The sequence below is a fragment of the Streptomyces sp. NBC_00775 genome (genome assembly GCF_036347135.1).
Classification (GTDB): domain Bacteria; phylum Actinomycetota; class Actinomycetes; order Streptomycetales; family Streptomycetaceae; genus Streptomyces; species Streptomyces lutosisoli.
In genome coordinates this window covers 5,492,431-5,510,091 of sequence record NZ_CP108938.1, presented here as the reverse complement: position 1 = coordinate 5,510,091, position 17,661 = coordinate 5,492,431, and the positions used below count along the sequence as shown (strand labels likewise).

The following is a 17,661-nucleotide window of genomic DNA, read 5'->3' as shown; positions in this document are numbered from 1 at the left end:
CGTAGCAGGCTCCCCTCCGTTTCTGCCCGACGGCTCGTCAGCGTGCGAGCCACCAGCCCTACGGAGCATCGGGGGATGCACATGAACAGCGTTCCGCAGCACCTGCTGAGCGAGGACCGCCAAGAGTACGAGCGGATCCTCGATGAGGCGCTGCGCTCCGCACCACACCGCCCGGAACTCGCCGCTGTCGGCCAGCGGCTCAACCCCGAACAGCTGCGCACCATGGCGCTCAACGCCACCGCTCTCATCACGGCGGCCGCGGCGACCGAATACCAGCACTACGTCAAGATCCGCGAGGAACTGCGCCAGCCGGCGCCGTCCGCCCCGGTCATGAACGAGGAAGCCGGCTCAGCGGAGCCGGGCGCGACCGCGATGGGGCTCGCCGCCACCGTGGGGGAAGTGTCCGAGACCGCCGGAGCCGGTGCCATCGCCGTCGTCGCGGTGCTCGCCCCGGTCCTCGCCGGGACGGCCGCGGCGATCTTCCTGCTCGTGGGGTACCTGCTGAATATGCTCGACCCCGAACAGACGTTCGCCAAGACCCTCCTGACCACCGGGTGGGTCTTCGGCGCGGTCACGGCGGCCGCGATTCTGGTCGCCGCGGTCGGACTGCTGCTGACCGCACTGCGCAACAGCTCGTCCTCACTCCAGGCCGGAGCGCGCGGCGAGCTGAGCGAACAGGTGGCCCGGGCCAGGGAAGCCTGGCGCGATGCCCTGCTGGAGCGCGGCATCCTGCCGTTCCTCCGGGAGGCCCTCGCCGACCCGGGCTCCGCGGCGCTGGGCCGTCCGGCACCGGCTCCCAGCCGCATCCCGCATCTCGGCTACGACCGGCCGGGGTTCAGCAGCCCCGACGGCGGCCCCGCGGCCGGCCCGCGCCCGAGCTTCACCAGCCCTGACTTCACGAGCCCGGACTTCGGAGGGCCGGAGCACCAGCCGGAGTGACACCCGGGCGCCCGGGCCGACCGGGCGGCTCATGTCCGGGCTACGGCCGGGTGTGGGGAGGAAACCGGGGCCCGCGCTGATGGGGCGCGGGCCCGAACCGGTGGGCCATGTCCGCCGTGCGCCGTCCGGCAGGGCGCCGTCAGATGATGCCCAGCTGCCGGGCCGCGGTCATCCAGGCCGGGAACTCGGACAGCAGCCGGTCGTACAGCTCCGGATCCGGTACGTCGCTGATGTCGTCGACGGCGAAGAACCCCACGTTGTCGACGCGTCGGCCCGGCAGCGTGTCGAACCGTTCCAGCACGCCGTAGTTGGACCGTCCCAGGCCCACGAACTGCCAGAAGACCGGCTCCTCGACCGCTTCCAGCAGCTCCTTCTCGATCTCCTTGTTGCGGTAGACGCCGCCGTCGGAGAAGAACAGCACCAGCGTGGGATCGGTGGCCGGGTGCTCGCGCACATACGTCCGGACCTCGGCGATCACCTTCTGCTCCTCGTTCTGGATCCCGACCGTGCGCATGTCCACCTGCCCCGGCCGCAGGCCCTTCCGCGGCTTCTTGCTCCGTCGGAACAGGCTCAGCTCACCGACCCGGACATGGAGCTCCAGCCACTCGGGCAGTTCTCCCAGACCGAGATCCGGCAGCCGCGCCGGATGGGACGCGAACGTCCACGCCTGCATCACCCCGTCGTCGTCCAGCTGCGCGGCCACCGCCGCCATCCGCTCCACCACGTCGGCCACGACGCCCTTCGAGTACAGGAAGGACATCGACCCGGAGGCGTCCAGGACCAGGACGACGCGGGCCGTCACCCCCGCCGCACCGTGCTTCTCCAGGCTGACCGCGACCTGCTCCTTGCGCAGCGAGAGCCGCTTGCGCATGTCCACGGGCAACTGCTCCTCGCCCTTGACGAGGCGAGGGGCGGGGGTGGGGGGTACGGCTGGAACCGCCGGGGCGGGCTGCGCCACAGGCGGAACGGCAGCCGGGGCAGGCGCCCCGACCCCTGCGGTGCTGGGCTCCGGGCCCCCGGCCGCGCCGGCCTCCTCGTCCACGCTGATCCCGAAGTCGGTGGCCAGCCCCGCGAGTCCGGACGCATAGCCCTGTCCGACCGCACGGAACTTCCACTGGCCGCCCCGCAGATACAGCTCACCCCCGATGAACGCCGTCTCCGTCGTGGCCTCCATCTCGAAGCGCGCGACCTCCTGCCGCGTCCCGGCATCGAGCAGCGTGAGCGTCAGTCCGGTCAGCTCACCGAACGTGCCACCGTCGGCCGAGGCGCACAGCACGACCCGCTCGATGCCCGGCTCCAGGGCGCGCAGGTCCACCTCGACCGTGTCCGTCGTGCCGGCGGCGTCCCGCTGCTTCCCGAGATGGCGTACGGCGCCGGAGGCATGACGCGGCTGGTTGTAGAAGACGAAGTCACCGTCACCCCGCACCCGTCCGTCCGCGCCGAGCAGCAGCGCCGAGGCATCCGCATCCGGCGCACCGGCCCCTCCTCTCCAGCCGAGCACGGCCTGCACGGCCCCGGCGACGACGGGAAGGTTGGCGCCCTTGCTCATGGCTGTCGATGTCATGCGCCCAGTCTGCCGAGAGAACCCAGCACCGGGGCCGTTCGATACACACCCACACGCATCGAACGCCTCCGAACCCCACGCACCCCACCCACTGCGTCTACATGCCTCTACATACGACGAACAATCTGCGCCGCCGCTCTTTCGACCGGCGTGCGGCTGAAGGCGTGCACCAATGCGAGGTGGAAGAGCGCCGGCGCGAGGGGGGCCCACCGGTGAATGCGGTCGGCACGCAGCATGTACTTGACCACTGGCGCGGGGCGGAAGGGCACATAGTCGATGGTCTGATGCTCCCAGCGATCCGCGACCCCTCTGCTCATACGCGTTTGCAGACCTTCGCGAGTCAGGTCCTTCAGCCTGGCGTAGAAGTGGGCGCTCCAGTGGCGCTTGTCGATGTCCAGTACAAAGGCGAGCAGCTCCAGTGAGTACTCGTGAGGTTCGATGGACAATTCCTCCCGCATGCCACGCCGGGCGACCGCGTACAGGTCGGGAGCGCTCCTGCCGGAGGAGTCGATGTGCCGGGACATGCCCTCGTTGACGGAGGAGTTCCAGACACCCGGCGCCATACGGACCCGGTCACTGCGTCGGCTGACGACCAGCATGTCGTCGGCTGTCACCACGGCAATGTTCACAGCGAAGCTGCACTGCAGAAACCCGGGCGCCAGCAGCGGATTGTCCGGGTCGAGATAGCGGGAACGCGGGCTTGTTCCGTCGGCCAGCCGGCGGTCGAGCTGCTGAGCCGCCAGAAAGGTGTAGTAGTCCGTCGGGCGCAGCCGCAGGTGGACTTCGGGCTGCTCGTCGAGAGCGGTGCGGGAGACGTCGAACGATTCGACCGCGTATCGAGGACCGTTCCACAACGGTGTCCGGCCCTCTGCCCGCAGACCCTCGCTCTCCGCCTCGACCTCGGCCCGCCAGCCGACCATGTCCGAAGGCAACTCGATCTCCTCGTCGAGCACCTGGATGTAGACGGCTTCGGCGGGTATGGACGACTCGCCGTCGCCTTCCACGATCAGGGCGGAGGTCTGAAGAGGACCCAGTGAGAAGGTTCTCCACGCGGGGCTGGACTCCTCCCGCTGCCTCAGGCTGCGCACCGCTCTCGTGGAGCGAGTGCGCAGCCTGTACCAGCCGTCCTGCAGCGGCTGTTGGAACAGCACCGCGAACAGCATCCCCAGCACAGCCCCGACGACTCCATTGGCCACATCGATCCCGCCCATGTCAGGCAGCGTAGGGATGTTGATCACGCCATGCGCGATCTTGTCTCTTCCGTTACGACGTGGCCGCGGAACGTCCCACAGCCCAGGCAGGACCCGGTCGTTGTCACCGGGGCCCGGGCGAAGGAGTCAGCACCTGTGTCCGGCTCAGTCGGCCATGGGCAGGTAGACCCGATTGCCCGCGGCCGCGAACTCCTTGGACTTCTGCGCCATGCCCTCTTCGATCTCCACCTGCGAACCGCCGTGTTCCCGCCGGATGTCCTGCGAGATCTTCATCGAGCAGAACTTCGGCCCGCACATGGAGCAGAAGTGAGCCGTCTTGGCGGGCTCGGCCGGCAGTGTCTCGTCGTGGAACTCCCGTGCCGTGTCCGGGTCGAGGGCCAGGTTGAACTGGTCCTCCCACCGGAACTCGAAGCGGGCGTCGGACAGCGCGTCGTCCCATTCCTGCGCACCGGGGTGCCCCTTGGCGAGGTCGGCTGCGTGGGCGGCGATCTTGTAGGTGATGACGCCGGTCTTGACGTCGTCACGGTTGGGCAGGCCCAAGTGCTCCTTGGGCGTGACATAGCAGAGCATGGCCGTGCCCCACCAGGCGATCATCGCGGCACCGATGCCGGAGGTGATGTGGTCGTACGCCGGCGCGACGTCCGTCGTCAGCGGGCCGAGCGTATAGAACGGAGCTTCATCACAGATCTCCTGCTGAAGGTCGATGTTCTCCTTGATCTTGTGCATCGGGACATGTCCCGGGCCCTCGATCATGGTCTGTACGTTGAAACGCTTGGCGATCGTGTTGAGTTCCCCGAGCGTCCTCAACTCCGCGAACTGCGCTGCGTCGTTGGCGTCCGCGATCGACCCGGGCCGCAGCCCGTCGCCGAGCGAGTACGTGACGTCGTACGCCGCGAGGATCTCGCAGAGCTCCTCGAAATTCTCGTACAGGAACGACTCCTTGTGGTGCGCCAGGCACCAGGCCGCCATGATCGAGCCGCCGCGCGAAACGATGCCGGTCTTGCGGTTCGCGGTGAGCGGCACATACGGCAGGCGTACCCCCGCGTGGACCGTCATGTAGTCCACACCCTGCTCGGCCTGCTCGATGACCGTGTCCTTGTAGATCTCCCAGGTCAGCTCCTCGGCGCGGCCGTCCACCTTCTCCAACGCCTGGTAGAGCGGCACGGTGCCGATGGGGACGGGGGAGTTGCGCAGCACCCACTCGCGGGTGGTGTGGATGTTGCGGCCGGTGGACAGGTCCATGACCGTGTCGGCGCCCCAGCGGGTCGCCCAGGTCATCTTCTCGACCTCCTCCTCGATGGAGGACGTGACGGCCGAGTTGCCGATGTTGGCGTTGACCTTCACCAGGAACCGCTTGCCGATGATCATCGGCTCGATCTCCGGGTGGTTCACGTTCGCAGGCAGCACCGCGCGGCCGGCGGCGATCTCCTCGCGCACGACCTCGGGGTCGACGTTCTCGCGGACCGCCACGAACTCCATCTCGGGCGTGATCTCGCCGCGCCGGGCGTACGCGAGCTGCGTGACCGCCTCTCCGGCGCGGCCCCTGCGCGGCTGACGCGGCCGCCCCGGGAAGACCGCGTCGAGGTTGCGCAGGCCCCCGCGCGGTGAGGTGTGCTTGATCCCGTCGTCCTCGGGACGGACCGGGCGGCCCGCGTACTCCTCGGTGTCACCGCGGGCGATGATCCAGTTCTCGCGCAGCGGCGCCAGACCCCTGCGTACATCGGTGTCGATGGTCGGATCGGTGTACGGGCCGGAGGTGTCGTACAGCGTGACGGACTGCCCGTTGGTGAGGTGCACCTGGCGGACCGGCACCCGTAGATCGGGGCGTGAACCCCCGACGTACCCCTTGTGCCAGCCGATGGACTTCCCGGCCTCGCCGTTCTCGGTCGGGGCGGACACCCCACCGTTCTCGGCCGGAGCAAGCGCCCCGTCCGTCTGGCTGGAGGCAGGCGTGCGTACGTCCTTGTTGGTCATGAGACCTACTCCCTACGCCGGCATTACCCGGTAACAGGTTCGGCGGTCGACGCAGCGGCTTCCGTCCGCCGATGTTTCATGTGAAACATCGCTGAGACGAAGGTCAGCGCCCTCTCAGCCCGGTGCTCCGAGCTCCCGCGTGTGCAAAGGTGCCTCCACGCTAGCGTCATATCTGGCGCGGTGAACAGAGGGCCCCCGCCGTTCTTGCGATGATCGGTCGGTGACCACGACACAGCAGTCCCCGTTCCCACCGTCCGAGCCGCCGCGCGGACCCGGTTCCGGTGACGGCCGCGGGCATGCTCCGGCCGGTGGCGGCCATGGCCCCGGACCCGGCGACGGTCACGGACCAGGCAACGGGCACGGCCACGGTCCCGGCGGCGGGCACGGCCACTCGCACAGTCACAGCCATGGCCCCGCCACCCCTGTGTCCAAGCATCTGCGCAAGGTCATCGCCGCGGTGCTGATCCCCTTTGCGGCGGCGGTCGTCGTGGGTCTTGTGGTGTTGTGGCCCGGCGGCGCTCCCTCTCACGAGCGCACCGGCGTCGGCTTCGACCGGCAGACCCAGCAGGCGACGGTCACCAAGGTCGTCAAGGTGGACTGCAAGTCCGTGAACGCCTCGGGGGAGACCGCGACGGGCGACACCTCTACCGCCGAGGGCTCCTCCGCGCAGCAGCAGGCGACGGGCGACTGCAAGAAGGCGACGATCCGGGTCGACACCGGCAAGGACAAGGGCCGTACGTTCACCGAGATCGTCCAGCCCGACCAGTCGCGGCAGTTGCACGAGGGCGAGAAGGTCGTGGTCGCGTACGAGCCCTCCGCGCCCAAGGATCTCCAGTACTCGGTCACCGATGTGAACCGGAAGCTCCCCATGGCCCTGCTCGCCGGGATCTTCGCACTGGTTGTCGTCGTGGTGGGCCGGATGCGCGGCATCATGGCGCTGGTCGCGCTGGCCGTCAGCTTCCTGATCCTGACGTTCTTCATCCTGCCCGCGATCCTGCAGGGCTCGAATCCGCTGATCGTGGCGGTCGTCGGAGCCAGCGCCATCATGCTGATCGCGCTCTACATGTGCCACGGCCTCTCCGCCCGTACATCGGTGGCGGTGATCGGCACGCTGCTCTCGCTGCTGCTGATCGGTGTGCTCGGCTCCGAATTCATCGGCTGGGCGGCACTGACCGGCAACACCGACGACAACACCGGCCTGATCCACGGCCTGTACCCGTCCATCGACATGAGCGGTCTGCTGCTCGCGGGCGTCATCATCGGTTCGCTCGGTGTGCTCGACGATGTGACGGTGACGCAGACGTCCGCGGTCTGGGAGCTGCACGAGGCGAACCCCACGATGGGCTGGCGCGGCCTGTACCGCGCGGGCATCCGTATCGGCCGCGACCACATCGCGTCGGTCGTCAACACCCTCGTCCTGGCGTACGCGGGCGCCGCGCTGCCGCTGCTGCTGCTCTTCTCGATCGCCCAGAGCAGCGTGGGCACGGTCGCCAACAGCGAACTGGTCGCCGAGGAAATCGTGCGCACCCTGGTCGGCTCGATCGGTCTGGTCGCCTCGGTGCCGGTAACCACCGTGCTGGCCGCCCTGGTGGTCTCCGCGGACCGCCCGGAGACCGCGGCCGGCCCTGTGGAGCCCTCCGGGTCCAGGACGCCGGCACGCGGCGGGAAGGGCCGCCGCCGCAAGCGCTGAAGTCTCCTGATGCCGGTGTGACTTGAGAGGAAGCGTTACTCCACTTGGGTGTGCGACGGTTCCTCAGCCCGCGCTCTGCTCCTCCGCCAGGATGCGGTCCAGCGCCTCGTCGAGGTGCGCGTCGAAGTCGGCGAGGGAACGCTCCTGCCCCAGCGGCACCAGCTTGTCCGTACGGTCCAGGAACGCCACGAGTGGCGCCGCCCCTGACCGGAACAGCGCGTGGTCGCCGCCCACCTGAAGCCGGATCAGCACCTCGCCGAACGCCTCCGGGTCGGCGGGCGCGATGTGCACATCGCCGTCACCGCACGGCCGGCCCACGCCGTCGATCAGCAACTCCCGCCCGAACGCCCAGGTCACCGGCGCGTCGCCGGGCAAATGGAAGGTCAGCCGCACGGCGTACGGATCACAGGTCTCGTATCGCAGCTCCACCGGAATGCGGAAGGACAGCTCCTCCGACACGAGGAAGCTCATCATGACCTCTGCCTGTACCGACTCGCGCATCGCCTACCCCGTCGTTTGCCGTCGACTGGCCAGGAATCGTCCCCCTGACACTGCAGGAATCTTGCTTAACGTGCACACCAGATCACAAGGAGTGAGTTTTCAGATACTGATAGAGATGGCGAGTGTCCCTAGCAGCCTGCCGATTTCGCTCTGCAATTGCCGTGCGGCGGGCAGCAGACGCTCGGCCTGGTGAGACGGCAGGGAAATGGCCATGGTCCCGGCAGCGGAGCCTGCCGTGATGGGGATCGCGGCGCAGACCGTGCCCAGCGCGTACTCCTGGCGCTCGATGACGGGCTCCATCCGGCCCGTCCGCTCCAGGCGCCGCAGCAGACTGTCGTTGTCACGCACCGTGTACGGAGTGATCGACTGCACGGGGTAGCGGTCGAGGTGATCTCGGCGGGCCTTCTCGTCCAGCTGGGACAGCAGGCACTGGCCGATCGCGTGCGCGTGCCCGGTCTCCCGGAAGTCGGCCCACTCCTCCACCGCGGGATTTCCCGGGGTGTCGGCGACGCACATGACCTCGATCTCCCCGTCGCGGTAGATCGCGTAGTAGACGGGTACGCCGATCGAATCGCGCCAATGCGCGAGCGCGTCGCTCACCGTGCTGCGACGTTTCTGCTGCGCTCCGCTGCTGCTCAGCCGCTCGGCGGCTTCGCCGAGAAAGAACAGCCCCTTGTCGCGGCGCAGATAGCCCTCGTGGACCAGGGTGCGCAGCAGGTGGTACGCCGTCGGCAGAGCGAGCCCGGCCTCCCGGGCGAGCTGCTTGGCAGGCGCGCCCTGCTCGCGCGAAGCGACGGCCTCCAGAAGGCGCATCGCCCGCTGCACGGAGCCGATCAGGGTCGTGGGGTGCGGCTCCAGGGGCGCGGCCTCCGCCGGAGGGGTGCGCAGAGTGGGTGTCTCCCCTGGGGTGCTGCGCGGAGCGCGTGGCTCCCCTGGCGTGGTGCGTGGTTGGGCGGGCGGGACACATGACCCCGCCGGCACACCCGATCGCTGGACGGGTGGAGTCAGTGAATCTGCGGGTGCGGTGTCAACCGTGGCCAAGGGGCACTCCCGAAGCGCGAGGGGGACCGCCCGTGCGGGGGCACACGGGAGGGGGCTGTGCGCTGCCCGCGGGGGATCGACCCCGCGTCGAATTCCGGACTGTAACCGCCCGCCACCGCTGGCAGACGGCCTCGCCGGAAAACTTCCCTCGGCCGAGGGAACCTCGGGTTCCCTTTACCGGCCTGCCCGTTACCGATCGCTCACCCTCTCGCGCCTCACCAGTCGCTGCGCGATGACGAACTCGACATGAACTTCCGCACGATGTAGATCAGTCCGCCGACCAGCGCGACGAAGACCAGTGCCTTGAAGAGCAGGCTGATGACCACACTGAGCACGCTGACTATCACCGTGCCGAAGACAACCAGGGCGATGACCGGCACCGCGACCCACTTCACCCACCACGGCATACCGTTGAAGATCTCTCGCATCGCCCTCGTCCTTACCTCTCCGCCCGGTGCCCCAAGTCCAGGGGCTTGATTCCGGGTTCTCTGATGTCGTGCATTGATGTCCTGCACTCGATGCTAGAGCCGAGAGGGGGCCGAGCGGGGGTCTCGCACCCCTTGTCCTCCCCTGACCGTTCCCCTAGGGAACCCTGAGGCGGAGGTCAGCTCTCCGGCGGAGAGAACACCACCAGAACCCTCAGGTCCTCCGTGATGTGATGGAACTTGTGGGCGACCCCCGCGGGCACGTAGACGACGCTGCCGCGCGCCACCTGGGTGGTCTCCAGGCCGACCGTGATCGAGGCCCGCCCGCTCACCACGAAGTACACCTCGTCCTGCTGGTGCGGCTTCTGCGAGTCGAGTTCGCCCGCGTCGAGCGCGTAAAGGCCGACCGACATGTTCCGCTCGCGCAGAAACTGCAGGTAGGCACCGTCGTTGGCGGCGCGCTCCGCCTCCAGTTCGTCCAGCCGGAATGCCTTCATCGCCCTCGTCCGCTCTCGTGCGCCACAAGCCCTGTCCACAGCCATGGTCGCCAGTCGATCTCTTCTGCCACGATCAGACACATGAAGAATTTCGTAGTCAAGACGCTCGCCAACGCGGGGGCCCTGGCCGTCGCCGTGTGGCTGCTCGACAAGATCACCCTGACGGGCGGCAGCACCGGCAAGAAGATCGGCACGCTGCTGCTCGTCGCGCTGGTCTTCGGCCTGGTCAACTTCCTGGTCAAGCCGATCGTGCAGGTGCTGACGTTCCCGCTCTTCATCCTCACGCTCGGCCTGATCACCCTTGTGGTCAACGCCCTGATGCTGCTGCTCACCTCATGGCTGGCCGACAAGCTCGATCTGAGTTTCCACGTCGAGGGCTTCTGGACCGCCGTCGTCGGCGGCCTGATCATCTCCGTCGTGTCCTGGGCGCTCAACGTCGTACTGCCCGACGGCAAGGACTGAGTGCCCGATGCCCTATCGCGTCTGTTTCGTCTGCACCGGCAACATCTGCCGCTCCCCGATGGCCGAGTCCGTCTTCCGCGCCCGCATAGAAGAGGCCGGGCTCGACGGCCTCGTCGAGGTCGACAGCGCGGGCACGGGCGGCTGGCACGAAGGCGACGGCGCCGACTCGCGCACCGTCGCCGTGCTGGAGGCCGGCGGCTACGAGAGCAGCCACGCGGCCCGGCAGTTCCAGGCCTCGTGGTTCTCCCGCCTCGACCTCGTCATCGCCCTCGACTCCGGCCACCTCAAGGCCCTGCGCCGCCTCGCGCCCACGGCCGAGGACGCGGACAAGGTCAAGCTGCTGCGGTCGTACGACCCCGCCGCGGGCGACGATCTGGACGTTCCCGATCCGTATTACGGACATATAGATGGCTTCGAAGAGTGTCTTGAGATGGTGGAAGCGGCGAGCCCCGGACTGCTCGCCGCGATACAGGAGCGAGTGGAGGGACGGGCGGCATGACGTCAGGAGATTCCGTTACGGCCAGCGGTGACGGCACGCGCGCGGCAGGGCAGGGCGACGGCACGCGCGCGGTTCGGGCCGGACTGCCCGAACCCGTCAAGTACGAACCGACGCTCCCGGGCCCGGCCTTCGCCGCGCACTACCACCTGCCCGGCGAGCCCACCGGCCCGTACACCTACGGCCGTGACGAGAACCCGACGTGGACGCTCCTGGAGCGCGCCATAGGCGAGCTGGAGGCCCCCGGACAGGACGGCGTCGAAACGCTCGCCTTCCCTTCCGGCATGGCCGCCATCTCGGCGGTGCTCTTCTCCCAGCTGCGCGCCGGCGACGTCGTGGTCCTGCCCGACGACGGCTATCAGGTGCTACCGCTGGTGCGCGAACAACTGACCGCGTACGGCATCGAGGTGCGCACCGCCCCGACCGGCGGCGACGCCCAGCTGGAGGTCCTCAACGGCGCGAAGCTGCTGTGGATCGAGACGCCGTCGAACCCGGGCCTCGACGTGTGCGACGTACGACGGCTCGTCGCGGCGGCTCACGCGCAGGGCACCCTCGTCGCCGTCGACAACACCCTGGCGACCCCGCTCGGACAGCGCCCGCTGGAGCTGGGCGCCGACTTCTCCGTGGCCAGCGGCACCAAGATGCTCACCGGGCACGGCGACCTTCTCCTGGGATACGTCACCGTCCGCGACGCCGCTCTGATGGCTCCCGTACGACGCTGGCGGAAGATCGTCGGCGCGATCCCCGGCCCCATGGAGGCCTGGCTCGCGCACCGCTCGCTGGCCACACTCCAGCTGCGCGCCGACCGGCAGACCGCCAACGCCCTGGTGATCGCCGAGGCGCTGCGGGAGCGGCCCGAGGTGACCGGGCTGCGCTACCCGGGGCTGCCCGACGACCCCTCGCACAAGATCGCTTCACAGCAGATGCGGCGCTTCGGGTGCGTGGTGTCCTTCACGCTGCCCACGCGCGCGCGTGCAGACCGTTTTCTCGACGCGCTGCGGCTGGTGGACGAGGCGACGAGCTTCGGCGGCGTGCGGTCCACGGCCGAGCGGCGCGGCCGGTGGGGCGGGGACGCGGTGCCGGAAGGCTTCATCCGTTTCTCGGCCGGCGCCGAGGATCCCGAGGACCTGGTGGCGGACGTTCTGCGCGCTCTCGAGGAATCCGCGGAGTGAACCGTTCCTGAGCGACCGGTGAGTACGCTGCTGCGCGCCTCCGGGCCGCGGGTTTAGTACCTCGCTACGTACAACGGACGGTCCGAGCCTCCCCCCTCGTGGCTCGGACCGTCCCGGTTCTGCGCGCGAAGAACCGCGCGAACAAGGCTAGTTGACTCTGTGTCAGTGTCCAATCACAGTAGCGACAGAGACCTATCGACTTATTTATAGTTAGGGCTCGCGCGGGGGTGCTGGGAGGGGAGGGGCACCATGGATTTGGCCTTGCTGCGCACTTTTGTGACTGTGCACCGGGCCGGTTCCTTCACCCGCGCCGCCGCGCTGCTCGGACTCTCGCAGCCGGCCGTCACCTCGCAGATCCGCACACTGGAGCGGCAGTTGGGGCGGCCCCTGTTTCTGCGCCAGGCCCGCGGGGTGACTCCGACGACCATCGGCGACGAACTCGCCCACAAGGCCGCACCGCATCTCGACGCCCTGGTGGAGATCGCCGAGACCGGCCTCGACGAGGACTCCTCAATACGCACCCTGCATCTCGCCGGGCCGCCGGAGTTCACCGCGGAACGGGCGCTGCCCGCGCTCACGGAGCTGACGGGCGACGACGGCCAGGGCTTCGCGCTGCGGGCCTCCTTCGGGAACGCCGAGGAGACGCTGGAGGGGCTCGCCGCCGGACATCATGATCTGGCCATTACGACGGCCCGTCCGCGCGGTGCGCTGCTCACCGCGACTCCGCTCTGCGACGAGGAGCACGTCCTGGTCGCCGCCCCGCGCTGGGCCGCCTGCGTCGGCCCCGGCAAGCTGCGCCGCAAGGGCGCCTACGCCCTGGAGAACTTCCCCGTCGTCGAGGTGCACGAGTCGCTGCCGCTCGTCGCCCGCTACTGGGCCTCCGTCTTCGACTCCCGCCCGGCTGCCGCGGGCACCGTCGTCGTCCCCGATCTGCGCGCGGTCCTCGCCTGCGCCACCGCGGGCGCCGGCATCGCCGTACTACCCCGGTATCTCTGCGCCGCCGCACTGGAGCGCGGCGACGTCGTGGCACTCCTCGACCCGGCGGTCCCTCCGTTGCGTACGTACTTTCTGGTGGTCCGCACCGGAACGCTGGCGATGCCGCACATCGCGCGGGCGCATGAGTGGCTGCTGAGGGCGGCGGTCGACTGGAGCTGAGGGCCCTCCTGAAGGTCTCAGGGCTCCACGATGTTTCACGTGGAACCAGCCGGGCCACATTTCTCCCATGACCGTCCGACCCGTGGTCAAGCGCACCGCCCGCGCCATCCTGCTCGATGGCGACGACCTGATTCTCATCAAACGCACCAAGCCCGGCGTCGATCCCTACTGGCTCACACCGGGTGGCGGGGTCGAACCGGAGGACACGACTGTCGTCGACGCACTCCACCGTGAGGTGCATGAAGAGCTCGGCGCCAAGATCACCGATGTGGTGCCCTGCTTCGTCGACACCGTCGAGCACATCGGCGACGACGGCGGCGCGACCGGCGTGAAGGTGCAGCACTTCTTCGTCTGCCGTCTGGAGTCCATGGATCCGGCCCAGCGCCACGGCCCCGAGATCGACGAGCCGTGCGGCGAGTACGAAATCGTCCGTGTGCCCTTCACCCGCGTCGGGATCGCCTCCGTCCACCTCGTACCGCTGTCCCTGCGGCACTACCTCGACGGGAACATCGAGGGCGTACGGGCGATGCACGCGCCTGACCTGGGCTGACGTACGGCGCGGGGAGGGCCCTCTGGGGCCTTGCTCAGTCCCCGGCCGCGACGAGTTCCTCGACGGAGTCGTGGCGTATGCGATCCGACGGGATGCCGATGTCCCTCAGCGCGTCCACACCGCTGCGGATCATTCCGGGCGGACCCGAGAGATAGGCGTCGTACTCGTTCCACGGCCCGTACTCGCGTACGACGTCCGGCAGCTGGAGATGAGCCTGCTGGTCGACGACCGGGCGTACCGCGAGCCAGGGGTGGCTCTGCTGGAGGCGCAGCATCGTGTCGATGTCGTACAGGTCGTGATCGGTGCGGGCCCCGTAGAAGACCTCGACCGGGCGGCGCTCTCCGTGCTCGGCGACATCCTCGACCAGGGCCTTGATGGGCGCTATGCCGGTGCCGCCGCCCAGACAGAGCAGTCCGCTGTCGGTGGTGTGGTCGACAGTCATCGAGCCGGCCGGCGGGCCGAGCCGGATGATGTCGCCGGGCCGGGCGCGGTGCACCAGCGCGTTGGACACCCAGCCCGCCGGAACCGCCTTCACATGGAACGCCAGCAGTCCGTCGGAGCGGGGCGCCGAGGCGAACGAGTAGTGCCGCCAGATCCGCGGCCACCACGGCGTCTCCAGGCTTGTGTACTGCCCGGCGAGGAAGGGGTACGGCTGGTCGGGGCGAACCGTGACGACGGCGACGTCCGGGGTCCTGAGATCGTGCGAGACCACCTCGGCGTACCACCAGGCCGGGGCACGCAGTTCGTCCACGGCCGCCGCGTCGATCATGACCTGGGAGATCGTCGTGTACGCACGCACCCAGGCCGCCTCCATCTCGGGCTCCCAGATCGCCGAGGCGAACCGGCTGAGCGAACCGATGAGGCACTCGCCGACAGCCGGGTAGTGCTCGGGCCGGGTGCCGTACTTGCGGTGTCCACGGCCGAGGTTCTGCAGATACGCGACGAGGACCTCGGTGTTGTCGATGTGCTCGGCGGCGGTCAGCAGCGCCTTGAGCAGCCGGTCCCGCTGGGTGTCCATCGCGGCGGGGAACAGCGAGCGCAGTTCCGGGTGGCGCACGAAGAGCAGCGCGTAGAAGTACGAGGTGACCTTGTCGGCGACGGGGCCGACCTCGGCCATGGTCCGGCGGATCAGCACGGCGTCGGGGGACGCCTTCGGAGCGGGGGCCGCCTCGGGGGCGGGCCTCTGGACGGGCACACGCGGCTCCGGAGTGGGATCAGGCTGCGGAGCGCCGTGTCCGGGCTGCGCGGGGCCCGACTGCGGTCGTACGGCTTCGTGGGCGTTGTGAGCGCCATGGGCGCCGTGGGCGGACTCCGGCTCAGGGCGCGGCGCCTCGGGCTGTGACGGCTGACGGGGGCGCATCTCAGTCGGTGCCGCCTCGTAAGGCCGCATCGCAGTCGGTTCTGCTTCCTGGGGCCGCGTCGCGGTCGGTGCTGCCTGTCGGTGCGTCGGCGCGGCCTCGTCCGGCGCGGGTGACGCTTGCACGGCCGAGGATATTCGTTCCTGCGCCGCTGTTTCCCGCTCTGGCGTTTCCTGCGCCGACGTTCCCTGTCCAGGCGTTCCCTGTCCCGTGGTGGGTCGGCCGACCGGACGCATTGCGGCGAGTCGACGGCCGCCGGCTGCCCCCTGCTCCCCGCCGGAAGGCGCCGGCTCCTTGCGCGGCGTGAACCAGCCGCCCCCTCCGTTGCCGCCGGAAGTGCCGTTGTCGGCCGACGTGGTGGTCGGAGCGTCCATGGTGTGCCTCGCCTCGAACATCTTTCGGTCGGTCTGCGCACTTCCGTGGTCGGAAGATGCCTGCTTTCCCCCGCAGACGGCTTGCTTTCTTTCCCGGTTCAGTCCCCGTCGCCCAATGCGGCCACATTGAACCCGGATTCCCGCTCCGTACGGACAAGTAAGGCGAGAATGTGACATTGGCCGCAGTACCCTCACCGCAGCATCCCACCCCGAGTCAACACCCGGCCGCATAACGGAAAATGCGAGTCTTCGATCTCTCCGTCCCGTTAGGCTGCATTGGCCTGCGTTCGTGCCCCCACGAGACGTGCGTACATCTCGGTGGACGCGAACCGGACTCGACCATACCGGCAGCCGCTCCATACACAAGTCCCCGCTTCCGCCACCATGAATTGGCGGGAGCCGATACATCAATTGCCTCAATTAACGGGCCCGACGGACCAATTCATAGGCATCCCACAGATCCCGTCCCACGTAGGAGTGGGTGGCGAGGCCCGCCAGATGTCGATCCGCATTGACCGCGACGGATACCGGCACGGCACCGAACAGGTCCCTGTCCGACAATGAGTCGCCGTAGGCCACGCAGTCGGCCCGGCCCACCCCGAACTCTTCACAGAGCCGGTCGACGATCTGCACCTTGGCCGCGCTGCTGAGAATCCCCGCCGGGTCGACCGGCTCGGTGAACGGCACGGCGGGAAACCGTGAGCCGTATGCCGCGTGCGCTCCCCACGCCGTCAGCCGTTCCACGAAGAAGGAGGGCGAGAGCGAGACAACGGCGCAGTAGTCACCGTTCCCCCGGATCTCCGCCCAGACATCCTCGATGCCGGACAGCCAGGGCGCTCCCTCGAAAGCCGCCGTCACATGCGCCTCGGTGAGCTCCGTCCACAGGGCATGCACCTGTGTCGCGTACTCCGGAGGGCCTATGCGCCCCTCGGAGATCGCCTGATCGAGTGCCACGGTCTCGGCTTCCCGTCCGAGCTGCCGCGAGATCTCCACCGGTGCGGTGCTCCCGTGCAGCAACGTCCCGTCGAGATCGAAGAGATGAAGTCGTGCCATGTCGGCCGAGGTTAGCGGTGTGAGCTGTCCCTCCACCGGCAAGCCCAGCCATTGATCCGTTCGCTGGCGAGCCGAGCTGTTGATCGCGCCGTTTCACGTGAAACATCTGTCCGCGCGCTGTGCGGTTGTGCACGACATGGCCAAAAGCGCGTACGTGTGCCCGCAAACGGGTGGACGTCAGGGGTGGGTGTCAGACAGCCTGACCTGCGTGTCGACACCTTCCCTCGCCGCTCTGCCCATCCGTCGTCTGACGCCTCGCGATCTCACCGCCTGCGCCGACTTGTCCGAGGACCGGGGCTGGCCCCGCGAGGAGCACAAGTGGGGTCTTCTCCTCACGGCGGGAACCGGTTACGGCATCGATGACCCCGAAGGCGGCCTCGTCACCGCCTGCGTCGTGACCGAGTACGGACCGCGGGAGTGCCCTGATCTGAGTGCGATCGGCATGGTGCTCGTCGCCGAGAGGCATGCCCGCCAAGGCGTCGGCCGTCGACTGATGCGGCATGTGGTCGCGGAGATGGGCACCACCCCGCTGACCCTGCATGCGACGGCGTACGGCCGCCCGCTCTACGAGGAACTGGGTTTCAAGGTCACCGGCCGCGCCGAGATGGTCCGTGGACACTTCGTCCCCGGCAGGCCGGAACCCGAGGTCTTCACGCGCCCGGCCACGGCCGAGGACCTCACCGCCATCCTCCGCCTCGACGAGGAGATCTTCGGGTCTGATCGCACCCACATGATCGCGCGGCTGCCCGCCTTCTCCGACCAGCTGCGCGTCGCCGAGGAGAACGGCCGGATCATCGGGTACGCATCCGCCTGGCCCAATATGAACAACCATGTCGTGGGTCCGCTGATCGCCCGCGACACGGAGACCGCGAAGGCACTCATCACCTCGCTGGCCGCCCACACCGATCGCCCTCTGCGCACCGACATCGACGTACGGCACGAAGAGCTGCTGTCGTGGCTGAAGGAGCGCGGACTGGCGTCCATCAGCTTCAACTCGGTCATGACGTACGGGATCTCGGAGCTGCCTGGGGACTGGACGCGACGCTTCGCTCCACTGACGGTGGCGGCAGCTTAGGGCCCTTCTTTCGGATCAGGCCGGCTTCGGGGCGCGGCACCGAGAAACCCAAAAGGAGGTGTCGGTCCCCCATAGGACGCTGGGGGACCGACACCTCTCTACTCACGTACGACTTCTGTGCTCA

At 68.7% G+C, this 17,661-nt stretch carries 17 protein-coding genes; 8 read left to right on the top strand and 9 right to left on the bottom strand.

The window, feature by feature from the left end; all coding sequences use genetic code 11:
* Positions 1 to 75 precede the first annotated feature (75 nt).
* Complete coding sequence (locus OIC96_RS24535) at positions 76 to 939, top strand: hypothetical protein (protein WP_330305771.1); 864 nt, start codon at positions 76 to 78, stop codon at positions 937 to 939.
* Positions 940 to 1,078: 139 nt separating this feature from the next.
* Here OIC96_RS24535 and OIC96_RS24530 read toward each other — a convergent pair whose 3' ends face one another.
* The 3 genes from OIC96_RS24530 to thiC all read right to left on the bottom strand — a co-directional run bounded on the left by OIC96_RS24530 (position 1,079) and on the right by thiC (position 5,688).
* Positions 1,079 to 2,503 (bottom strand): VWA domain-containing protein, encoded by a 1,425-nt coding sequence (locus OIC96_RS24530; protein WP_330305772.1) that lies wholly within the window; start codon positions 2,501 to 2,503, stop codon positions 1,079 to 1,081.
* Between the two features lie 107 nt (positions 2,504 to 2,610).
* Positions 2,611 to 3,714, bottom strand: a complete 1,104-nt coding sequence (locus OIC96_RS24525; RefSeq protein WP_330305773.1) for a hypothetical protein — start codon at positions 3,712 to 3,714, stop codon at positions 2,611 to 2,613.
* Positions 3,715 to 3,858: 144 nt separating this feature from the next.
* The gene (gene thiC, locus OIC96_RS24520; protein WP_330305774.1) at positions 3,859 to 5,688 is read right to left on the bottom strand and encodes a phosphomethylpyrimidine synthase ThiC; all 1,830 of its coding nucleotides are present in this window, start codon (positions 5,686 to 5,688) and stop codon (positions 3,859 to 3,861) included.
* Positions 5,689 to 5,908: 220 nt separating this feature from the next.
* Between thiC and OIC96_RS24515 the strand changes: the two genes are divergently transcribed.
* Complete coding sequence (locus OIC96_RS24515; RefSeq protein WP_330305775.1) at positions 5,909 to 7,378, top strand: YibE/F family protein; 1,470 nt, start codon at positions 5,909 to 5,911, stop codon at positions 7,376 to 7,378.
* 63 nt (positions 7,379 to 7,441) lie between these two features.
* Here OIC96_RS24515 and OIC96_RS24510 read toward each other — a convergent pair whose 3' ends face one another.
* From OIC96_RS24510 to OIC96_RS24495, 4 genes are all read right to left on the bottom strand, one after another.
* Entirely contained in the window at positions 7,442 to 7,879 is a 438-nt protein-coding gene (locus tag OIC96_RS24510; RefSeq protein WP_067376783.1) for an SsgA family sporulation/cell division regulator, read from the bottom strand.
* Between the two features lie 99 nt (positions 7,880 to 7,978).
* A complete protein-coding gene (locus OIC96_RS24505) occupies positions 7,979 to 8,704 on the bottom strand; it encodes an IclR family transcriptional regulator (RefSeq protein ID WP_330305776.1) in 726 nt (241 codons plus the stop codon).
* 431 nt (positions 8,705 to 9,135) lie between these two features.
* Positions 9,136 to 9,348, bottom strand: coding sequence for a DUF5326 family protein (locus OIC96_RS24500; protein ID WP_189187169.1), 213 nt, complete (start codon positions 9,346 to 9,348; stop codon positions 9,136 to 9,138).
* Positions 9,349 to 9,524: 176 nt separating this feature from the next.
* Positions 9,525 to 9,842, bottom strand: a complete 318-nt coding sequence (locus OIC96_RS24495) for a cupin domain-containing protein (RefSeq protein ID WP_327430046.1) — start codon at positions 9,840 to 9,842, stop codon at positions 9,525 to 9,527.
* A gap of 81 nt (positions 9,843 to 9,923) precedes the next feature.
* Between OIC96_RS24495 and OIC96_RS24490 the strand changes: the two genes are divergently transcribed.
* The 5 genes from OIC96_RS24490 to OIC96_RS24470 all read left to right on the top strand — a co-directional run bounded on the left by OIC96_RS24490 (position 9,924) and on the right by OIC96_RS24470 (position 13,677).
* Positions 9,924 to 10,304, top strand: coding sequence for a phage holin family protein (locus tag OIC96_RS24490; RefSeq protein ID WP_330305777.1), 381 nt, complete (start codon positions 9,924 to 9,926; stop codon positions 10,302 to 10,304).
* Between the two features lie 7 nt (positions 10,305 to 10,311).
* Positions 10,312 to 10,803 (top strand): low molecular weight protein-tyrosine-phosphatase, encoded by a 492-nt coding sequence (locus OIC96_RS24485; protein ID WP_330305778.1) that lies wholly within the window; start codon positions 10,312 to 10,314, stop codon positions 10,801 to 10,803.
* A complete protein-coding gene (locus tag OIC96_RS24480; RefSeq protein ID WP_330305779.1) occupies positions 10,800 to 11,972 on the top strand; it encodes a cystathionine gamma-lyase in 1,173 nt (390 codons plus the stop codon). Before OIC96_RS24485 ends, OIC96_RS24480 begins: the two co-directional genes overlap by 4 nt.
* A gap of 249 nt (positions 11,973 to 12,221) precedes the next feature.
* Positions 12,222 to 13,127, top strand: a complete 906-nt coding sequence (locus OIC96_RS24475; protein ID WP_330305780.1) for a LysR family transcriptional regulator — start codon at positions 12,222 to 12,224, stop codon at positions 13,125 to 13,127.
* 67 nt (positions 13,128 to 13,194) lie between these two features.
* The gene (locus tag OIC96_RS24470) at positions 13,195 to 13,677 is read left to right on the top strand and encodes an NUDIX hydrolase (protein WP_327430051.1); all 483 of its coding nucleotides are present in this window, start codon (positions 13,195 to 13,197) and stop codon (positions 13,675 to 13,677) included.
* 34 nt (positions 13,678 to 13,711) lie between these two features.
* Here the strand turns inward: OIC96_RS24470 and OIC96_RS24465 are convergent, their stop codons facing one another.
* On the bottom strand, positions 13,712 to 15,409 hold the full coding sequence (locus tag OIC96_RS24465; protein ID WP_406501793.1) for a globin domain-containing protein: 1,698 nt from the start codon (positions 15,407 to 15,409) through the stop codon (positions 13,712 to 13,714).
* A gap of 420 nt (positions 15,410 to 15,829) precedes the next feature.
* Complete coding sequence (locus tag OIC96_RS24460; protein WP_330305782.1) at positions 15,830 to 16,462, bottom strand: HAD family hydrolase; 633 nt, start codon at positions 16,460 to 16,462, stop codon at positions 15,830 to 15,832.
* 208 nt (positions 16,463 to 16,670) lie between these two features.
* On the opposite strand from OIC96_RS24460, the gene OIC96_RS24455 reads away from it, so the two are divergent.
* The gene (locus tag OIC96_RS24455) at positions 16,671 to 17,537 is read left to right on the top strand and encodes a GNAT family N-acetyltransferase (protein ID WP_330305783.1); all 867 of its coding nucleotides are present in this window, start codon (positions 16,671 to 16,673) and stop codon (positions 17,535 to 17,537) included.
* Positions 17,538 to 17,661: the final 124 nt, after the last annotated feature.

Bases quoted from the DNA above. Each gene is read 5' to 3' on its own strand.
- OIC96_RS24470 (WP_327430051.1), top strand. From the start codon at position 13,195: ATGACCGTCCGACCCGTGGTCAAGCGCACCGCCCGCGCCATCCTGCTC.
- thiC (WP_330305774.1), bottom strand. From the start codon at position 5,688: ATGACCAACAAGGACGTACGCACGCCTGCCTCCAGCCAGACGGACGGG.
- OIC96_RS24485 (WP_330305778.1), top strand. From the start codon at position 10,312: ATGCCCTATCGCGTCTGTTTCGTCTGCACCGGCAACATCTGCCGCTCC.
- OIC96_RS24500 (WP_189187169.1), bottom strand. From the start codon at position 9,348: ATGCGAGAGATCTTCAACGGTATGCCGTGGTGGGTGAAGTGGGTCGCG.
- OIC96_RS24480 (WP_330305779.1), top strand. From the start codon at position 10,800: ATGACGTCAGGAGATTCCGTTACGGCCAGCGGTGACGGCACGCGCGCG.
- OIC96_RS24510 (WP_067376783.1), bottom strand. From the start codon at position 7,879: ATGCGCGAGTCGGTACAGGCAGAGGTCATGATGAGCTTCCTCGTGTCG.
- OIC96_RS24465 (WP_406501793.1), bottom strand. From the start codon at position 15,409: ATGGACGCTCCGACCACCACGTCGGCCGACAACGGCACTTCCGGCGGC.
- OIC96_RS24460 (WP_330305782.1), bottom strand. From the start codon at position 16,462: ATGGCACGACTTCATCTCTTCGATCTCGACGGGACGTTGCTGCACGGG.
- OIC96_RS24535 (WP_330305771.1), top strand. From the start codon at position 76: ATGCACATGAACAGCGTTCCGCAGCACCTGCTGAGCGAGGACCGCCAA.
- OIC96_RS24475 (WP_330305780.1), top strand. From the start codon at position 12,222: ATGGATTTGGCCTTGCTGCGCACTTTTGTGACTGTGCACCGGGCCGGT.
- OIC96_RS24525 (WP_330305773.1), bottom strand. From the start codon at position 3,714: ATGGGCGGGATCGATGTGGCCAATGGAGTCGTCGGGGCTGTGCTGGGG.
- OIC96_RS24495 (WP_327430046.1), bottom strand. From the start codon at position 9,842: ATGAAGGCATTCCGGCTGGACGAACTGGAGGCGGAGCGCGCCGCCAAC.
- OIC96_RS24490 (WP_330305777.1), top strand. From the start codon at position 9,924: ATGAAGAATTTCGTAGTCAAGACGCTCGCCAACGCGGGGGCCCTGGCC.
- OIC96_RS24530 (WP_330305772.1), bottom strand. From the start codon at position 2,503: ATGACATCGACAGCCATGAGCAAGGGCGCCAACCTTCCCGTCGTCGCC.